This is a genomic window from Paracoccus methylovorus (genome assembly GCF_016919705.1).
In the GTDB taxonomy this organism is placed as follows: domain Bacteria; phylum Pseudomonadota; class Alphaproteobacteria; order Rhodobacterales; family Rhodobacteraceae; genus Paracoccus; species Paracoccus methylovorus.
Genome location: NZ_CP070368.1, coordinates 693,475 through 710,453, shown reverse-complemented (window position 1 = coordinate 710,453; position 16,979 = coordinate 693,475). Strand labels below are relative to the sequence as shown.

The 16,979-nt window shown below is 61.3% G+C and carries 25 protein-coding genes, 1 tRNA gene and 1 pseudogene; 10 read left to right on the top strand and 17 right to left on the bottom strand.

Going from position 1 to position 16,979, the window contains the following annotated elements; all coding sequences use genetic code 11:
* Positions 1-72 precede the first annotated feature (72 nt).
* Together JWJ88_RS03605 and JWJ88_RS03600 are read left to right on the top strand one after the other, a co-directional pair.
* A tRNA-Thr gene (locus tag JWJ88_RS03605) sits at positions 73-147 on the top strand.
* A 166-nt stretch (positions 148-313) separates the two neighbouring features.
* The gene (locus JWJ88_RS03600; protein ID WP_205294744.1) at positions 314-628 is read left to right on the top strand and encodes a hypothetical protein; all 315 of its coding nucleotides are present in this window, start codon (positions 314-316) and stop codon (positions 626-628) included.
* A gap of 137 nt (positions 629-765) precedes the next feature.
* On the opposite strand, the gene JWJ88_RS03595 is transcribed toward JWJ88_RS03600, so the two are convergent.
* The 6 genes from JWJ88_RS03595 to JWJ88_RS03570 form a co-directional block, all read right to left on the bottom strand.
* Positions 766-1,281 carry a portal protein gene (locus JWJ88_RS03595; protein WP_205294743.1) on the bottom strand — a complete coding sequence of 172 codons (516 nt, stop codon included), beginning with the start codon at positions 1,279-1,281 and terminating at the stop codon, positions 766-768.
* 5 nt (positions 1,282-1,286) lie between these two features.
* Positions 1,287-1,460: a hypothetical protein gene (locus tag JWJ88_RS03590; RefSeq protein WP_205294742.1), complete on the bottom strand. Its 174-nt coding sequence runs from the start codon at positions 1,458-1,460 to the stop codon at positions 1,287-1,289.
* A gap of 166 nt (positions 1,461-1,626) precedes the next feature.
* On the bottom strand, positions 1,627-4,062 hold the full coding sequence (locus tag JWJ88_RS03585) for a hypothetical protein (RefSeq protein ID WP_205294741.1): 2,436 nt from the start codon (positions 4,060-4,062) through the stop codon (positions 1,627-1,629).
* Positions 4,062-4,316 (bottom strand): hypothetical protein, encoded by a 255-nt coding sequence (locus JWJ88_RS03580; RefSeq protein ID WP_205294740.1) that lies wholly within the window; start codon positions 4,314-4,316, stop codon positions 4,062-4,064. Before JWJ88_RS03580 ends, JWJ88_RS03585 begins: the two co-directional genes overlap by 1 nt.
* Positions 4,317-4,394: 78 nt before the next feature.
* Positions 4,395-4,853 carry a HEPN domain-containing protein gene (locus tag JWJ88_RS22100; RefSeq protein ID WP_205294739.1) on the bottom strand — a complete coding sequence of 153 codons (459 nt, stop codon included), beginning with the start codon at positions 4,851-4,853 and terminating at the stop codon, positions 4,395-4,397.
* A gap of 66 nt (positions 4,854-4,919) precedes the next feature.
* Entirely contained in the window at positions 4,920-5,387 is a 468-nt protein-coding gene (locus tag JWJ88_RS03570; RefSeq protein WP_205294738.1) for a hypothetical protein, read from the bottom strand.
* 13 nt (positions 5,388-5,400) lie between these two features.
* Here JWJ88_RS03570 and JWJ88_RS03565 point away from each other — a divergent pair, with 13 nt between their 5' ends.
* Genes JWJ88_RS03565 through JWJ88_RS03550 form a run of 4 tightly spaced genes read left to right on the top strand, consistent with a single transcriptional unit; the run spans position 5,401 to position 7,839 of the window.
* Entirely contained in the window at positions 5,401-5,574 is a 174-nt protein-coding gene (locus JWJ88_RS03565) for a hypothetical protein (RefSeq protein WP_205294737.1), read from the top strand.
* 3 nt (positions 5,575-5,577) lie between these two features.
* Positions 5,578-6,102 carry a tripartite tricarboxylate transporter TctB family protein gene (locus JWJ88_RS03560; protein ID WP_322984867.1) on the top strand — a complete coding sequence of 175 codons (525 nt, stop codon included), beginning with the start codon at positions 5,578-5,580 and terminating at the stop codon, positions 6,100-6,102.
* A 10-nt stretch (positions 6,103-6,112) separates the two neighbouring features.
* Positions 6,113-7,621, top strand: a complete 1,509-nt coding sequence (locus tag JWJ88_RS03555) for a tripartite tricarboxylate transporter permease (RefSeq protein WP_205294735.1) — start codon at positions 6,113-6,115, stop codon at positions 7,619-7,621.
* Between the two features lie 47 nt (positions 7,622-7,668).
* Positions 7,669-7,839: a hypothetical protein gene (locus JWJ88_RS03550; RefSeq protein ID WP_205294734.1), complete on the top strand. Its 171-nt coding sequence runs from the start codon at positions 7,669-7,671 to the stop codon at positions 7,837-7,839.
* Between the two features lie 22 nt (positions 7,840-7,861).
* Here JWJ88_RS03550 and JWJ88_RS03545 read toward each other — a convergent pair whose 3' ends face one another.
* From JWJ88_RS03545 to JWJ88_RS03540, 3 genes and pseudogenes are all read right to left on the bottom strand, one after another.
* Positions 7,862-8,833 (bottom strand): helicase HerA domain-containing protein, encoded by a 972-nt coding sequence (locus JWJ88_RS03545; protein ID WP_240200209.1) that lies wholly within the window; start codon positions 8,831-8,833, stop codon positions 7,862-7,864.
* Positions 8,834-8,851: 18 nt separating this feature from the next.
* Positions 8,852-8,959: pseudogene (locus JWJ88_RS22095) on the bottom strand (IS5/IS1182 family transposase); the annotation flags it as partial.
* Positions 8,943-9,356 carry an N-acetylmuramidase domain-containing protein gene (locus tag JWJ88_RS03540; protein WP_240200187.1) on the bottom strand — a complete coding sequence of 138 codons (414 nt, stop codon included), beginning with the start codon at positions 9,354-9,356 and terminating at the stop codon, positions 8,943-8,945. The pseudogene JWJ88_RS22095 and the gene JWJ88_RS03540, both read right to left, overlap by 17 nt.
* Positions 9,357-9,613: 257 nt before the next feature.
* Between JWJ88_RS03540 and JWJ88_RS03535 the strand changes: the two genes are divergently transcribed.
* Positions 9,614-10,045: a hypothetical protein gene (locus tag JWJ88_RS03535; RefSeq protein WP_205293709.1), complete on the top strand. Its 432-nt coding sequence runs from the start codon at positions 9,614-9,616 to the stop codon at positions 10,043-10,045.
* 181 nt (positions 10,046-10,226) lie between these two features.
* A complete protein-coding gene (locus tag JWJ88_RS03530; RefSeq protein WP_205294732.1) occupies positions 10,227-10,430 on the top strand; it encodes a hypothetical protein in 204 nt (67 codons plus the stop codon).
* Between the two features lie 264 nt (positions 10,431-10,694).
* Here the strand turns inward: JWJ88_RS03530 and JWJ88_RS03525 are convergent, their stop codons facing one another.
* A complete protein-coding gene (locus JWJ88_RS03525) occupies positions 10,695-10,973 on the bottom strand; it encodes a hypothetical protein (RefSeq protein ID WP_205294731.1) in 279 nt (92 codons plus the stop codon).
* 152 nt (positions 10,974-11,125) lie between these two features.
* Here JWJ88_RS03525 and JWJ88_RS03520 point away from each other — a divergent pair, with 152 nt between their 5' ends.
* Positions 11,126-11,341 (top strand): hypothetical protein, encoded by a 216-nt coding sequence (locus JWJ88_RS03520; RefSeq protein ID WP_205294730.1) that lies wholly within the window; start codon positions 11,126-11,128, stop codon positions 11,339-11,341.
* Between the two features lie 86 nt (positions 11,342-11,427).
* Here the strand turns inward: JWJ88_RS03520 and JWJ88_RS03515 are convergent, their stop codons facing one another.
* The 5 genes from JWJ88_RS03515 to JWJ88_RS03495 all read right to left on the bottom strand — a co-directional run bounded on the left by JWJ88_RS03515 (position 11,428) and on the right by JWJ88_RS03495 (position 12,608).
* Positions 11,428-11,592 carry a hypothetical protein gene (locus JWJ88_RS03515; RefSeq protein ID WP_205294729.1) on the bottom strand — a complete coding sequence of 55 codons (165 nt, stop codon included), beginning with the start codon at positions 11,590-11,592 and terminating at the stop codon, positions 11,428-11,430.
* A gap of 68 nt (positions 11,593-11,660) precedes the next feature.
* The gene (locus JWJ88_RS03510; RefSeq protein WP_205294728.1) at positions 11,661-11,867 is read right to left on the bottom strand and encodes a hypothetical protein; all 207 of its coding nucleotides are present in this window, start codon (positions 11,865-11,867) and stop codon (positions 11,661-11,663) included.
* Positions 11,864-12,214 carry a hypothetical protein gene (locus tag JWJ88_RS03505; RefSeq protein WP_205294727.1) on the bottom strand — a complete coding sequence of 117 codons (351 nt, stop codon included), beginning with the start codon at positions 12,212-12,214 and terminating at the stop codon, positions 11,864-11,866. The genes JWJ88_RS03510 and JWJ88_RS03505 overlap by 4 nt, the downstream gene beginning before the upstream one ends.
* Positions 12,211-12,393 (bottom strand): hypothetical protein, encoded by a 183-nt coding sequence (locus JWJ88_RS03500; RefSeq protein WP_205294726.1) that lies wholly within the window; start codon positions 12,391-12,393, stop codon positions 12,211-12,213. The genes JWJ88_RS03505 and JWJ88_RS03500 overlap by 4 nt, the downstream gene beginning before the upstream one ends.
* Positions 12,390-12,608: a hypothetical protein gene (locus tag JWJ88_RS03495; RefSeq protein WP_205294725.1), complete on the bottom strand. Its 219-nt coding sequence runs from the start codon at positions 12,606-12,608 to the stop codon at positions 12,390-12,392. Before JWJ88_RS03495 ends, JWJ88_RS03500 begins: the two co-directional genes overlap by 4 nt.
* An 804-nt stretch (positions 12,609-13,412) precedes the next feature.
* Between JWJ88_RS03495 and JWJ88_RS03490 the strand changes: the two genes are divergently transcribed.
* Positions 13,413-15,074: a S1 family peptidase gene (locus tag JWJ88_RS03490; RefSeq protein ID WP_205294724.1), complete on the top strand. Its 1,662-nt coding sequence runs from the start codon at positions 13,413-13,415 to the stop codon at positions 15,072-15,074.
* A 334-nt stretch (positions 15,075-15,408) separates the two neighbouring features.
* Here the strand turns inward: JWJ88_RS03490 and JWJ88_RS03485 are convergent, their stop codons facing one another.
* Together JWJ88_RS03485 and JWJ88_RS03480 are read right to left on the bottom strand one after the other, a co-directional pair.
* A complete protein-coding gene (locus JWJ88_RS03485; protein WP_205294723.1) occupies positions 15,409-16,068 on the bottom strand; it encodes a DUF7146 domain-containing protein in 660 nt (219 codons plus the stop codon).
* Positions 16,061-16,960: a hypothetical protein gene (locus tag JWJ88_RS03480; RefSeq protein WP_205294722.1), complete on the bottom strand. Its 900-nt coding sequence runs from the start codon at positions 16,958-16,960 to the stop codon at positions 16,061-16,063. The genes JWJ88_RS03485 and JWJ88_RS03480 overlap by 8 nt, the downstream gene beginning before the upstream one ends.
* Positions 16,961-16,979: the final 19 nt, after the last annotated feature.

The following is a 16,979-nucleotide window of genomic DNA, read 5'->3' as shown; positions in this document are numbered from 1 at the left end:
GGCGAAATGCAATTTTTTGCGACTCTCCCTCTTGCGCCCTCGGCGCGGTCGGTCTAAAGCCCCGGCCACGGCGCTGCGGTAGCTCAGTGGTAGAGCACTCCCTTGGTAAGGGAGAGGTCGAGAGTTCAATCCTCTCTCGCAGCACCATAAAAATCCCCATATTTCCAAGGCTTCTAGCGCGAATGGCGGCTGTCCCGCTTTGTGGCTATTGCGCAGAACAAAGCACGTCCACGCCGGGGCATGTGTCAAAGAACTGGCAAAGCCTGTTCTCGTTCCGCCCCCGATTCGCCCCCATCCACAGAGGAATGACAGCATGAGCACCTGCGCGAGATGCAACGAGCCGCTGCACGACTGCCAATGCCCCGAGCCGGGCAGCGAGGCCGATCACTACGGTCGCGTCTGGCGGCATTGCGAGAAAGGCTTGAGCATGACTAAAGCCAGTATGGCCCGGTTCATGATGTTCTGCCTCGCGAACCGGGTGGAGCTTGGCGACGTCTATGCGTTCGACCCGAGGTTCCGCGGATCGCAGGTGCTTGCGGCGATTCGCATCCACCCCGACCAGATCGAAGCATTCGAGCGCGAGACAGGCGGCAAGCTGCGCCGGCCTCCTCGGCTTGTGCTGAACTGACCCCCGCGACCAGAAGGAGAGGACATGAGCGACGGAATGATGAAGGCCATCCGCGCGGCCTTTGACGCGGGATGCGAACAAGGTAGCGACGAAGCAACGGCTTACGATTGGGGCAGCCATCCGCGCCAGACGAGGAATCAGGCATTTGAAGATTTCATGGCCGCATGGAACCCGGACAGTGCACCGATCCGCGCACTTTTCCCCCAACCCCCGGAGGACGCGCGATGACGCCAAAGCGAATCCAGCTCAAGCGCACGAAAGGCTGGCGCATGCCTGCGGTAGATGTTCGACCCGCGCATGACCTCATACATCCGGCGCTGGACCTCGTGCAGCCAGTCCTTAACCTCGAATTCGGCCTCATTCTCGGACGAGCCCCGCAGGCCCAGCCGGAACCACGGCCGTGACGGCGAGGTGACGCCCGACATCAGCCCGGCGCGCAGCGTGCGCAGCGCCATCTGGGCGGTGTTGTCGAGGATCCGCTTGTTGATCGAGGAATCGCTGCGTCGCTCATTCGCCTCGAACCGGCCGCGCGTCGGCTGGATCGCATCCCGCAATTCACGGAAATGCGCCTGCCAATACTCATACTCCTGGTCCATCGCCCCGCGGCGATAGTCCAGAGTCTTACGCAGTTGCTGGTTGAGAACGGGGGCCATGAGGATCAGCCGCCCAAGATCGTTTTCTTGCCATCAGGGGCGTAAGCCTGCCCGGCAGTGTCGGTAAGGATGGTGCCCTGCCGGCCTGACTTCGACCGGGGGCGCGACGCTGTGTTGAACACCGGTGCCTTGCTGGCCTGGTATTGCGTCGGCTCGGGAATGTCCGGGGCGTTGCACATGGATGACCTCGTGATTGCTTCGAGGGCATCATGCGAGGCGCGGTGCGGGTGATATATGTTGGCCTGTCATGGAGGGAAAATCCCGCCGGGGTGCCGGGGCCGCTGCCTCCGAAAGTATGCTATGCTGTTCCCGGCTCACGCGATCCCCGGCCCCCTCTGCGCGCGCTCAGGGGGTGTAGGTGGCACCGTCTGGCAGGCACCACGGTGACCACGCGCCGCCAGAATTATTATCGTGGCGCGTCACTGTCACAGGCGCCCCATTAAAATAGTAGCGCGTTGCACGCTGAACCGTGACGGTAGCAGTTGCTCGCACTATTTTGACCACCCAAGCGCCCAAAGTGTCAGGAGCGCCAACTGTCGATGCTGACGCAGACACTGTGCGATGGACCAACTTGACCGCGTCAAGGTCCGAAACTGCGGTCGGAATGGCCGTGCCCGTCTCGTTACCATAACCAGCCAGCATCACTTTGCCCGCGCTGAAATCAGCGCTGTTGCCGACCGCGCCCGCTCCGGTCAAAGTCCCCTCAAGGACCAGATCATCAAGATAGGTTGGAAAATCTGCACCATCCGGGGTTTGCTGCGATGTGCGATAGCTGTTGTATGCCCTGATCTGAGATGGCAGGCCGGCATAGCCGTAACGAGCCGGAACCTGAGAAGCGATGCGGGGCACGTTGCGAGACGCGCCGTAATAGAACCGACCTACAGTCGGGCTGGGTTGCAGATCGTTAAACAGGCTGGCGGTATGGGTGCAGTCGGGAAAGCCTACCTCATCGCCGGTGAACTCGACGCGGATACGGCCGCCACAGAAATACTGCTTCCCGAAGCGCGGGCTGTAGCCAGAGTGCGCGACCACTGTGTCTACCAGGTGGATGTTATTCGCACGGTCCCATAGGATGCCCGCGAAGTTGCCCGCAAAATTATTGTTCTCGGTCGCGCAGCCATGGAATTTCGACCCGGGGGCAAAGTCCAGAGATGTGCTGGTCGTGATGACCGCCGATACAGCGCCACCGGCTGCCGAATATCCCCCCTCCTCAACCCGAAGATTGTCAAATGTCACGTCGTCATTAAGGCCCAGACCGGCAACGGCGCCTTGAGCCGTGCGCCCGATATGCAGGCCCGACGAAAACACAACCGGCGCCTCTATCGTCGTGACGCGGGCCACGTGGGATAGCGTGATCTGATCGCCGCTATGGGCGGTGATGATCGCCGTGATGCTGCCATATTGCGCGTCGATACCTTGCTGCCCGGCGCGCCCAATCGTGACATAGCGACCGGTCAGATCGTCGGTGATGGCAGCCGTCAAAGTTGCTATGTTGCTGCCCGCCGTGGTGGCGCAGCGCACCGCCTCGAAGGATGCGGTAGCGGACACCACGTCAGTATCCGGCGCGCTGTCCAGCGTGATCTGGGTCGGGCCGTCCACACTGACGATCTGCGCCGCATTGACCAGACGCAGGACACCGTTACTCGGGCCAGCCCCTGCGAGGAAAAACCACCGCCCTTCATGGCTGGCATCGAAGGTAGCGGCGGTCGCCGTGACAACCGCTCCGACGTTGGAAAACCGCGTTGCCGGCGCAATGAAACCAGCCCCACCCGCGTCGGTCGGCTGATAGCCACAGGCCGAAACCTCAAGCTGCCCAACTGTCGAATTGAACAGGTTTTCAGTCATGAAGCCGATGTTTCGAAAGCGACGGATAAATACCTTGTCGATATTTGCCACATTGCAAGACTGCGTTTTGAACGCGACAGGATCGGTGGCGATATCGTTTGCACCGTCTAAGTAGATGCGCCCGATAATCTGTGGCGAGAATAGGCGCGGCGACGATTGCTCCCAACGGAATAGGGCGGTCGGAACTGGATAGGTAATACCCTGAGCCGCATAGAAACCGGAGGCGCGGACCCGAGCACGGGCCAGCCAGTTCTTACAGGAAAATCTAACACCATTGCCGTTGAAGTTGATCCGATTTTCCTCTTGCGCAAACCCCATTCCCCACAGCGCGTCCGCGAAGTTCTCGCTGAACATTTCGTCATTCATGGCCAACGTGACGCACGGATAAATCAGATCGGCGGTCCTTCCGCCACCCGCCGACCACCATGCAATCATGTCGTCGTGGAATTGCTGGACAGCAGCAGTCACGCGGGCCTCATTCTGACTGGATGTATCACCAGCCAGCGCGGCAGTCATATCGTCGGGATGCAGGTAATCGACCAGGTGCCAGACGGCAAAATCCCGACGCGCCTGCACCTCCTGCGCCTGCGTTGCCTTGGCGTCGGCGGCGGTGGCGGTTACCTTCGCGGAGGCCGCGGCCACCTTCACCGCCGCGGAATCGAGCGTGGCGAACTCGGGCACAACCTTGAGCAGCGTGACAGACACCGCAACGCCGTTGCCCCGGGCCCAGACGATCTCCGCGCCCCTGACTGGCCACATCATCGAACCATTGAGCGCATGCCCATTTGCCACATCGCCACGGGGCGGTTCGCCATCGGCAATGGCAAGCTGCACGGCGCCGTAGGCGTCGATCAGGGCCATCGCCTCGCGGCCCTTGGCTTCAGCTATCTTCTGCCAGCCTGCGGACAGGGTGATGCGTTGGGTTGCGCTGGCCATCAGGTCACCGTGAGGTTGGTGGAGGTTGCGGCGCTGGCCCAAAGGTGCTGGGCGGCGACGAGCGGCAGATCCGTGGTGCCGTCGATCCGGTGGCCAGTGAGCGGCGCTATGGTCGGGGGGATGGACTTGGACCCAACGGTCACGGCGAGGTTGAACGGCCCCGCACCTTCGATCTTGACGACCTGACCGTCAGCCCGCCCGCTGGCGATCCGCGTCCAGGAGTTGCTGACTGTGAAATTCTGCGTGGTAGCCATGGCCTGCCCGTCGTGGTTCGAGGGCAGGATAGGAACGCAGCGAAATCCGATATATGTTGGCCGAAGGGCGCGCAGCCCCTACTCGGTAAGCGGAATGTGCCGTATCCGCGTTACCCCTTGTGTAGCGTTCACCTTCGGCTCGATATCGTCATGGAGGGTTCTGCAAACGCCCCAGAGCGCCTTGTTTGTAGCACGCGTGTAGTATCCCGCAGAAATGTAACGAGCCGAGATGTAATTGCTGTCGACCAGGCGACAAACCTCGCGCGTTTCCTCGTCGTCCGGCAGACCTCGGCCAACAGATGCCTCATATAACCGAACAAGCTTGTGCCCGATGCTCCTTAGGTCGAGTACGCTCGATCCAGAGAACCGCAAAAATGCTTTCAGATATAGCTCAATAGCGTGATAATAGAGATATTGAACCGGGCTGTCTGGGTGCGAGACTTCCCGTCTGATTTTATCAAGCTCTACGGCCGAAACCCAATAGGTATGCGCAAAGTTGAAAAGCCCAAATGCGCTCGTTCTGTCGTCGGCACCCACTATTTAAATCTCCACGTTGTTCTGCCCAAGTATCTGACCCAGAAGGGATGATGGGAGAAATACCATTTACCAGACCGGGTGCCACTCACTTTGCGCCTGCGCTTCCTGCTGGCGCCGGATCGAGCGGGCGACGACGGGATAGGCGAAGGTCAGGGCCAGCGCATCGGCCTCATCCGGGCTGGAGACGCCGCGCTTCTTCATGTCAGATTTCTTTTCGATCTCAATCGCGTTGTTCACGTCAAAGCCGTAAAGCGGCCCTGTCAGGTCCATCTCAAGATCGCGGCTGTCTGGGATGCAGCCGCCCTCACGCAGCCACTCGCGCATGGTAGCCCACATCTGCGCGCGCTTGTTCCGGCACTTGGGCACGCCCTCAATTGCGCGATCCGCCTTGCCGCCGAAGTTCACGCCGATCACCGAATAGCCCATCTGCCGGCACCGATCGACCACACCACCGCCTACTCCACCCTCGTCGATGAACACCCCATCAGGCTTGAGCCGGTCGATCTCGGCCATCACGCGGGCTGCCACCTGCATGGTGTCGGCACCCTTGTCCGAAGCTCTGCAGAAGGCCCTTGCCGATCCTGATGTGATTGACCGTCTCGCGACGCTGGGCACCACCCCGGTTGCGGCCGATCTGGCCACCCCTGCGGCCATGGACGAGCGCTTCACCTCCGAGATCGAACGCTGGTCCAAGCTGCTGGCAGACGCTCCGGCGAACTGATCCATGCGCCCGCCGCCCATCGAGGCGGCGGGTTTGTTGGCGGCATGCGGGCGGGGAGGCACCATGTCCACGAAACCAAAAGACCAAACTGATATTGCTGCAGGCCTGTTCTTCATGGCTTTGGGGGGCTTCTTCGGCTGGCAGGCCCTGCAAATGGAAATCGGCACATCGCTGCGGATGGGGCCGGGATATTTTCCGATGGTCCTGTCGGGTCTGCTGTTCATCCTGGGCGCGGTGATCCTGTTCAAGGCCTTCGGGCGGCCCGATGACGAACCCATCGGCCGCTTCGCCTGGCGGGGCATCCTGTTCATCCTGCCCGCGCCGATCTTCTTCGGCCTGACCGTCCGGGACCTGGGCTTCGTGCCCGCCCTCTTCATCACCACGCTGATCGCCAGCCAGGCATCGGTGCGGATGCGACCGCTGCCCGCGCTGATCCTGGCAATCATCGTCACCATCATGTCGACACTGATTTTTTCCTATGGCCTGGGGCTGCCGTTCCGGCGCTTCGGCCCCTGGCTGCCGGTCTGAGGGGGCACATATGGAGCTGTTATCCAACCTTGCGCTTGGCTTCAGTGTCGCCTCGTCGCTGGCGAACCTGGCCTTCTGCCTGATCGGTGTCCTGCTGGGCACGCTGATCGGCGTGCTGCCGGGCATCGGCGCCACCGCCACCATCGCCATGCTGCTGCCCATCACCTTCCAGTTGGAACCCGTGTCCTCGCTGATCATGCTGGCGGGGATCTATTACGGGGCGCAATACGGCGGATCGACCACGGCGATCCTGATCAACATGCCGGGCGAAAGCTCGTCTGCCGTGACGGCCATTGATGGTTATCAGATGGCCAAGCGCGGGCGGGCCGGAACGGCACTTGCCACTGCCGCCTTGGGGTCATTCTTCGCGGGCAGCGTGGCGACCTTCCTGGTGGCGATCTTCGCGCCGCCCCTGACGACCATCGCGCTGAAATTCGGCGCGGCGGAATATTTCAGCCTGATGGTCATGGGGCTGGTCATGTCGGTGGCGCTTGCCCATGGATCGGTGCTGAAGGCGCTTGCCATGGTGGTGCTGGGCCTGCTGCTGGGCATGGTCGGCACCGACGTTTATACCGGCGCGCCGCGCTTCACGATGGGCATGAACCAGTTCGCGGACGGGCTGAACTTCGTGGCCGTGGCCGTGGGCGTCTTCGGCATCGCCGAGATCCTGCGCAACCTGGAAGACGAACACGACCGCCAGGTGATGACCAAGAACATCACCCGCCTGTTCCCCAACCGCGAGGAATTCCGCCAGATGGTCGGGCCGGTCCTGCGGGGCACCGGTATCGGGTCCGTGCTGGGCATCCTGCCGGGCGGCGGCGCGATCCTGGCCTCCTTCGCCTCCTACACGATCGAGAAGAAGGTCTCGAAGAACCCCGGCGAATTCGGCAAGGGCGCCCTGGCGGGCGTGGCCGGGCCGGAAAGCGCCAACAACGCCGGCGCGCAGACCAGCTTCATTCCGCTGCTGACGCTCGGCATCCCCGCGAACCCGGTGATGGCGCTGATGATCGGGGCGATGATCATCCAGGGCATCGTGCCGGGGCCGAACGTGGTCTCGGAACAGCCGGAGCTGTTCTGGGGCATCATCGCCTCGATGTGGATCGGCAACCTGATGCTGGTGGTCCTCAACCTGCCCTTGATCGGGCTCTGGGTGAAGCTGCTGACGGTGCCCTATTTCGTGTTGTTCCCGATCATCATGGCGATGTGTTCCATCGGGGTCTATTCGGTCAACTCGAACCCCTACGACCTGTTCGCGGTCGCCTTCTTCGGCCTGCTGGGCTATATCCTGTCCAAGCTGCGCTGCGAGCCGGCACCCCTGCTGCTGGGCTTCGTCCTGGGCCCGCTGCTGGAAGAGAACCTGCGCCGGGCGATGATCCTGTCAAAAGGCGATCCCACAACCTTCGTGACCCGCCCGATCAGCGCAACGCTGCTGCTGCTGTCGCTGGCGATCCTGGTGCTGGTCTTCCTGCCCCAGATCCGCAAGCGTCGGGAGGAAGTCTTTACCGAAAGCGACGGTTGAGAAAACTGCGATGCGGCGGTCACATCGCCGCACCTGCATCAGTGAACATGGCCGCCCGCTATTGCGACCAGATCGTTGCGCTGAAACGTGGCTCGGTCGTGGCCCAGGCGGCACCCGACCAGATCATGCGGGCCGAGGCGCTCAAACTGATCTTCGGCATAGAAATGGTCGTGATGTCGCATCCCCGCAGCGGCCTTCCCGTCACCATGCCGGGCTAGATCATATCCTCAAATGGCGAGGCTACTGCCTGATGCACGCGGCATTGTTGAGCAGAGGACGCTGTCGGCCATTTTGTCTTGGCAGCAGGCAGCCGGCGCTGCTGCCATTGTCGCCAAGATAGCTGTGCGCTTCCTCCATCACGACGAGCAGCGGGCGTTCGCGCCCGCCCTCCGAGAGGTTACGCGCCCAGAAGAGACCATCGTAAAGGACGCGCAAGATGTTGCCGATGATATCGTTCGTCACCGTCGAGGGAATGCCTGACAGGTCGAGGATCGTGATCGGCTTGTCACTGCCGAGCCATTGACCGACGAGATCGGCGAGCGTCTTGGTCGTCGTGCCGTCGAGCTCGGGATGCCAGTCGCCGGCCTTCAGCAGGAAGTCGTAGCGCGCGACGCGAAGCCGAGCGCCGAGCGCCTCAAGCGGCCCCCGGATGTTGAGGACGTCCGGGAGCCAATTGATCTTCTCCGGATCAGCGGCGACATTCTTGACCTTGCGAAAGCGCGGCGGGACCGCGGCATGCGCATCGCCCACGATCTTCGCGCCCAAAGGATCGCATTCGTAGGCCCAGGTCGCCTGATCTGACGGGTTTGCGCCGCCGGCGCTGAGATAGGTTCCGAACTCGCGACAATAGAGATCATGCCAGAGCTTGTTGAGCGAGAAAGGTACCGGGCTATCGGCGGTGATGCTGGCGGAATCGACACCGGCGATCGGCTGCGCCGTTAGGCTTGCGATCTTGGCCTCGAGTATCTGCTCGAGGATGATGTTGCGTGCTTTTCCATCGGGCGGGAGGCTTCCGAATGTCACCCGCATGAGCTCATCGAAGCTAAGCGCCCAGAAAGGGATACACAGCCGATGCTCATTGGCGTTACGGGCATCCGGGCTGATCTTGAAGATATTCGCTCGGTCGCCGAGTGCCTTGCCATATTCGCCGTGGAGATCAAGCACGACGATCCGCGCCGAAGGGAAGCGCCTTTCATCCGACAGGACGTTCAACAGCCCCGCGACTGTTGTCGACTTGTCGTAGCGGGTGGCGACGCGACGGGCATTCTTGAGCTTGTTGAAGCACCGCTCAACGAGATTGCGCAGGCGGTAGAGCCTGCGGTCAACGGCGACCCGTATCGCCGGCCGAGGCATAGCCCGCAGCCTTGTGGTTGAAGCCCATGATCTGGCCGAGACCCCAGCTTGCCGAGCGCAGCGCGGCAGCGGCATCGATCTTCATGGCCAGGGCGAGACGCGGGTAGCTGTCCTTGGGATATGGCGCGCCACCCCACCTCTGATAGGCGAGGCCGGTCGCCTCGGCCGTGGCGCGCTTCTGGCCCGGCCCCAGCTCGCGCCAGAACACATGCGGCTCGAACAGCATCTTCGGCCGGCCTTGGCTGTCGAATCCGCCGCCCGAGGTCTCGACCTCGATCACGGCGCGGATTTCATCCTCTCCGGTGCCGATCAGCCGGCCGGCACGGGCAATATCAATATCGGTGAGCCGCTTGGCGCGGCCCTTGAACCCTGCTGGGTACATGCGTTTCTCCATGAAAAAAGCCCCGCACGAAGGCGGGGCGGATGCGGTTATGTTTGGAGGCGCTCCTACATTTCGTCAGGGCCTACGGGGGTAGGTACCCGTGATGCGCGCGCACTCGCGGAGATCGATCAAGGTACAAGCAGAGGCCAGCGCAAAACCGATCATGAAATGGCAACAGCCCGCCTAGCAATCAATCGTGATGCAACTTGGTCGTCGGATCGGCGTATCCATCTGCGACGATCTTAAGGAGCATAGACATGAAGCTCGCACCCACACTGGCAGCAATCGCTGTCATTGCAGGCACCCTTGGCGCGGCGCCTGCATTCTCCGATCCCGGTAGAGGGAATGGAAAGGGTCACCAAGCACGCCACGATGAACACAGGGGCGATCACCGCAAGCCTCGACCACAAGCGAGATATATCGCCGACTGCCCACCGGGGCTTGCCAAAAAGAACCCGCCATGTGTCCCGCCGGGGCAAGCGCGCAAGCACGTGGCCCGCTATGGGAACCGGGTGGGAGACATCCTTCGCACGAAAGACTATATCGTCGTGCGAGACCCCCGTCGCTACGATCTGGAAGCTCGCCATGGTTGGAATTACTACCGCGATGACGACCGGATCTATCGTGTCGACAGCGAGACCCGAAAGGTGCTGGCTGTCCTCAACCTGATTGATGCGTTCGCCAACTGAACACCGCAAAGCGGTAGGGAAAATTGACGCTTACGCGGCATCACCTATATTACCCAAGTCTGCCGACACCGGATCCTTTTGGGCAGGCCGGCCCCCAGTTCCCGAACATCACGCACACTCTGGGGGCCGTCATCATCCGGGCGATCTTGCGGCCCATGGCTGGCTGTCGCAAAACGCCGCCATGAAAGCCACGCATGACGACACGACCTTCACGCTGACCGGCGAAATCTGGTCAGCCACCTATCCACTGGAAGAACTGCCGAAGTGGCTGCGGTTCTATCGCGCACGGAAGGCCAGGTTTCCGAAGGCCAAGGGGGCCTACGAGCCGACGATTGCCGCGCTGGAGGCGTTGGCGATGGAATTGGGCGTTACGGTGCCAGAATAGGCACTGAGCAGTATTGACTGCGGCAGATCAGCAGATAAGTTCCGTGCCCGCCTTGGCCGATTTGTTCCAAGGAAAGCCCCGACTGGAATGCAGCTGACAGTCGGGGTTACCCCCAATTCCCTACAACCTGCGGGTGCGACACCATGCGCCTTGCGGGTTCGCACTGGCGGCCTACGGTGCGCTTGCCTGTGAGCCATTCTTTATAGCTGCGGCAGGCATGCCTCGGCTTTACATGCGCTATGTAGCTGGGGCCACCCTCCCCCCTCACGGCAGTTTCACCGTATCCATCCGCGCCTCGATCTTGCGCAAGCTATCAAGGATCAGCACCATGCGCTCGTCCTGCCGCGCCGAGGCTGTCTCCAGCGCGCGTGTCCGCGCCTCCACAGCCGCAATCTGGCCTGCATGGTCGGTAAGCTTTGACGCCAGACCGCTGGTGGTGGCGGTCCAAGCGCCCCAGGCAACGGCAATGGAGACAATCATCCCGCCCAAGACGAGGACATTGCCGAGGCTGATTCTGTTATCCAGTGTGGGCACTATGGCCATCTCTCTTCCTCGTGTAGTTGCGCAAAAAAATCCCGCGCAAGGCGGGGTCCGTTTCTTACGTGGAAACGACTTTCGGTGATGAGACGATCTGTCGCGTTAAACACTCATGACAGCCGAGCGTATCGTTGCACATCGTTTTATAGGAGATATTTATGCCAACGGACCCCACGACCGAATATGTCGCAAAATGCCTGTATGAGGCTCATGCCGCATCAGCGGAGGATGCAAACGGCATTATCGCGCCCTGGCAAAATATCAGCTTGAGCGAGCAGAGGAACTGGCAAGCCGCCGCATTAAAGGCAAAACTTATTCTTCTTCCCATTTCCGACCCGCGTTCGACCCACGATCCTGAGCCGCATAGAAATTAAATGATCAGCACGGGTCGGGCCGAGAAATCAGAGGTCATGCATGTCATGGCGATGGGCGCGGCCGACCGAAGCCGGGGGCGATGGCGTCAGGCCGCTTGCTCCTTTTCGGCACGGTGCGCCACCCACACTTGGCTGATTGTCTCATCCAGATCGGCGACTTTTTCATCGACCGTGAGGATCAGCGACATCAGCGTATTTGCTTCGCGGTCACTGTGATTGATAGCGTTAGTCTCGGCAGCCAGATCACGCATGGCCGCTGCTAGGCCCCGCAGGATAGCGCTTGCCCGTTCCGCATCATGGTATGCGTCAGAGAATGACTTCATGCCGGTTCCCCCTCTTTCGGCAACGCACTGCTGTCCAGCGCGGCATTGAGTTCGCAAGCAATACTGCGCGCGGTAATGATCAGCGAAAGGACGGCTTTCGGCGCAAGTCCTTCAATGTCCAGCGTCTCGGCTGCCTCAAGGATATATTCCAGATGCATAGCCCGCGTCTGCTGGTTCTGGATGTGGTCGAGAAGCGCGCTCATGCTGCACCTCCGATCAGTGCGCGGGCCTCGGCCCAGATTTCGGCAGCCTTCGGGCCGTCTCCAATCTCGTGGTCGCCGTTGACCGTGTAGCCGAGAACCTTCCGCAGAAAGTCGTCGGCATCGCGCGCCGGCAGATCCACTATGTCGTTCGCCAGATCCATCATCTGGTCGCAGGCGGCATCACCCTCAGCCTCGGGTAAGCTTCGATCACATGCGACCTCTCTAAGCCGGATGATTTCGCGATACATCGCTGCGATGGGCGTTTCCTCGTCCGCCACCGCGACGGCTGGCGCAGCACCCGCGACCAGAGCGGCGGGCATCGCTTTCAAAAGGGCGCGGCGGTTCATGCTGCACCCCCACGCCGATAGTTGGCATTGAGCACCCGCCTGATATCGCGGGCGGCGATTTCCAGCGGAAGGATGGGCAGGCCGAAACCACGACGGCCAAACTGCGCAACCTCAAGCGCGACTTGACTGTCGATCAACTCTAGCGCGCGATGGATATTATCAAGCTCAATAGCGGTCATGCCACGCCCTCCATGCGGTCAATCCGGCGATGGCCGATCAGAAGCGCCTCGCGCTGGAAGGCGACGGCATTGCGGACAGAGGCATAATCGCCTGCGCCAGTTTCGATTTCATCAAGAGCCAGACGCAGCTTGTCAGCAATCAAAGCCCGCTCGGCCGGGGGCATAAGCGTGGTTTGCGCAGGCAAGCCGGGGGTGTTATGGCAATGAATAGCCATTCGTTGATCCTCCAGATCAGCGTTTCGGTTAGGGCCGGGTGGAAGGTCGCAACTTCCCTCGGCCTGACTTTATGCTATCATGAGCCCATGACAGATCAAGCACAAAATGATAACACAAAGAGGATGGGCCGCCCGGCCACCGGCAAGGGCACTCTCATAGGCGTCCGTCTGCAACCCGCCCTCCTAGCTTGGCTAGATACCGAGCGCGCAAAGCTGGACCCGATGCCATCGCGCCCGGAAATGATACGCATCTACTTGGAAGAAAAACGAGACTTCCGCTAGCTCACAGAAGCTGGGCTACAGGTAATTGTAGGCGACTGGCCGAGAGAGGCTATCAACCGCGAGGCATACTATGCATTGGGCAGAATGCGCCAAGATTTCGGAGACGGCTTTCGGGCAGTCCCGGTTCACTTGGCCGGAATATGGTTGGTCGGGGTTCAACTGCGAATCCGGGCTTTCAATCTCAGACATAACGGGTGGAATCGCGTGGCTGTGGACCTATCCATCTGACTATCTCCTGCGCCTTCCGGCCGTTGCGTCATTCTTAGAGCTCCAACCGGACCATGTTGGCGGCAATCTGTCGGGGTTCATCACATTCGGTGTCGCGGCACTCGTCGGGCTTTTTGTCAAAGGGGTTCTCGATGACATGGCGTTTCACCGCCAAACATGAGCCGGAAGCACTCTTAGGCCTGCCGCGACCGCCGCTATTCACCGGTAAGAATCGGCCAGTTTCATCAATTCGGGATCGATCTTGACCCGCTCTAAACGCGCGTCCTGCGCAGCGGAAAGGGCGGCAGCAACCAAGTGGTCGCCTCGCTACGTAGGAATAATGGAAAAAACCTGCCGCAATTGGCAGGCTCATGGGCTTTGACTCATATCAACATTCCGTTCAGTCTGGATGTGCATTTTAGCCAATTTTCAGAGCCCGACATGCGCATATTTTCTGCCGTCTTAAGTTCAGTCCTCGCCGTAACCGCTCCTGCCAGCGCATACACCGTAGAGGAAATGTGGGCAGAATTCGATGCATCAAAACTCACCGTGGAGGAAAAACGCTTCCTGCAATTCGGGCTCGCGCTGAATGGCAAATATTCCGCCCTCATGGATGGGGCGTGGGGTGGCGGCAGCCAGCGCGCTCTTGAGGCTTGGGCACGGAGTGCCGGCCTCGATCCACCCATTGAGAACTGGGAGGTGGTGTTGCTTGCAGCGGAAAGCGCAGATCGTGTGCAAGCCGACGGTTGGGAGCAGCGATACTTCGAGCCGATGGATATTTCTTTTGCCGTCCCCGCCGGCCGGATGCGCCACGAGCCAGCAACCGATGCTTTCCTGAACTATGCTCATACCACGAGTTCGCTGCGATACTCACTGAACTTGGGCGATCTGCCGCAAGTGGTCGGCATTCATACCTATGCGCTATCCTCAGCGCTTCCCGGAGCCGCACCCTACACGCTCAGGCGCGAAAAGGTGCTGATCACGTCCGTGGAGCAAGCGGGAGGAACGATACTCTATGCCCGCTCGGATCTGAGGCGGAACGGCTGGTCGAGCGTTGTCTTATCGGCCGCAAAGCGTGATCAGAACCTGCTGAATGCCGTTTCCGGGAGCATTACCAAGGGTTGGTCGAGCGGAATCAAGCTGCCTCCAGGCGGAGAAATCATTGAGGGCATTGCGTCGATGGCAGCAGTCCTCGCGGAAGCAGGACAGAACCAGCCCAACGAATATGCGAGCCTGGAGGCGATGCGCGAAGGGATGACCGCTCCCCCTATCACCCCTGTTCCCTCGCCAGCGCCCCAGCAGCCGGCAACCGCACCAGCATCTCCATCGGCGCCGAAGCCCAGCGACCGGGCCTTGCAGGGCAGCGGAACGGCCTTCTTCGTTTCCGAGCAGGGTCACTTGATCACCAATGCCCATGTGGTTGAGGGTTGCGAAACACTGAAGATTGATGGCCGCCCTGTCAGCCTGCTGGCGGCAGATGAGAGCTTCGACCTAGCGCTAATCAAGGATGCCCCCCAAGAAGCCGGAGTGGTGGCGAAATTCGCTCCGCGGCCTGCCGGGCTGAACGCCGATATCACCGTTGCGGGCTATCCGCTCGCGGGGCTTCTCTCCGGCCTGAATGTCACGCGAGGAAGCGTCAGCAGCCTCAAAGGCTTGGGAGGGGACGCGATACGGATGCAAATTTCGGCACCTGTGCAGCCGGGCAACTCGGGTGGCCCCGCGGTTGATGCCGCGGGGCGGGTGGTCGGTGTGGTTGTCTCGAAGCTCGATGCCAAACTGGTTGCAGATGCGACAGGGGATATCCCGCAGAACGTGAACTTCGCGGTGCGAGGCGAGATAACCAAGCTGTTTATGTTCCAGAACGGAGTTGAGCCCGTCCTCGGTGAAGATAACGCTCCGACGCTCGATCCGATGACGCTGGGAAAGAACCTTGAAGCGGTCACCAAGCTTGTCGAGTGCTATGCCGTTCCGAAGTGATTTGTATCCCTACATTCGCCCTCCGCGACCGGGCAGCCCGCTTCCTGCACCCCTCGCAGCAATAGACGGCATCGGCCCTGCGCCATTCCGGAATCGGCTTAGCGCACCATTTGCAGGACCAGCCATCCCGGCGCAGGTTCGACAATATCCGCTTGGCGCGCCCCAGCCGCTGCGTGCGGCCTGACAGCATGAACACATCGCACTGGACGGCCCAGCCGCCATTCGGCCTTTCCTCTATGCTGATGCCCCACGGGTCTGGTGCCGCCATGATGGTCCTCAATATTTCATGGGTTACAGCCGGGTCATGTGGCTGATGTTGCAATGCCGTCTGGAGCTAACCCCTAAGGTGGATGAAGAAATCCGGCATTCTGTCTGACCCCATACCCTCGCAGACCACAAGCGCGCCCTCGGCCTCGGTGAGCCTGACAGCGCCGCCAGCGACCCCGCCCAGCATCGCCTTGGCCGGTTCGGCATCGGCCTTGCCCCGGCCATCCTCCCGAAGATAGGTGCGATGCAGGGCGAAGCGTGCCGCGCCATCGACGCGGGCCAGCAAGGCCGGAAAGCGCCGGGCGCTGGGGTGCCAGCAGTCGGGATGAAACCGCAGGGCGTCGGACAGGTCGCAGGTGATGCCGCGACCCCGCAGGTAGATTTCCGCAAGGCTGCCGTGAACGGGCTGGCCCTCGCCCCAGACCGCCAGAGCCTGCCGCTCGCGCTTCTCGGCCTCGGCCCTCTCTGCTGCCTCGATGCGCACCAGATCGGCGGCGCTGGGCGGGGTATAGACGCCCTTGCCCTCGACCAGACCCAGACCGCGCAGGGCGTCCAGAATGGTATCGAACCGGCAACCGGCATGGCAACGGGCCAGCAGCCTGCCGCCGTCGCCATCGGCAAGGCTCAGGCTCGGGCGCTTGTCCCCGTGGACCGGACAGCAGGCCACCCCGTAGCGGCCATGCCAGCGGCCACGAAGGGCGCGGGTGATGCGCTCGGCCTCAGTCATTGGACGCCCCCAGCATATCGGCCAGCCGCTCAAGGTGCTGACGCTCCGAATCCTCGGCAACCTTGACGGCGGCAAGCGCGTCGGCGGGCAGGAAAGCCTCTATGCATTCCCGCAGCAGGCCACGCAGGATATGCGCGGGCATCGCCTCGGCTTCCACTGTCCCGCGAATATGCAGGGCGCGGCGGTCGCTTTCCTTCCGGGGTTTCGTCGGCAGGTCGTATTGCGCGATCTGGGTTTCATCTATGCCCAGACGGATGAAATGCAGCTTCACGGACGGGTCGAGATGTTCGCGCAACTCCCGTTCAAGGGAACGGTCGATAAGCACCCCTGCCGGGTCGTAGTCGCCGATATAGTAAACCACGCAATCCCGGCCATCTTCGCATTTCCAGTTGATGGTCTGCGCCGCGTCATAGGCCAGCGTAATCGAAGAAAACCCGCCGCAGGGATAAAGGCTCACCGCCAGTTCCTTACAGGTGTCCTGAATGACGCCCGCAATCGACCGGCTCTCGCACCAGACTTCGACATAAAACCGCGACTGCGCCCAGAGGTCCGCCCGATACAGCCCGGCCATGCTCCGCAGGAAATCGGCGGGCCCGGCGAAGGTGCTGGTATGGTATCCCCGCCTCGTGGCATCCGCGATCCAGCCATATGGAAGCCGCCCGGATCGGCGCAGCTTCTTCACCCGGTCCTGAACATGACGATAGCCACGGTCGGATTTTTCCACAGGCTCGGGCAACCGGGGATCGGTCATCCGGTAGAACACATGCCGGACGCTCTGGGGATGGTCGGACGTCAGAACGTCGATAATCTGGCGATCCAACTGTCCGATGGCTGCGGCGCTGCGTCTGACCCGTTTTAACGTGCCCGCACGATAAACCTGATGCGCTGTCATTGCGGCCACCCCCAGACAT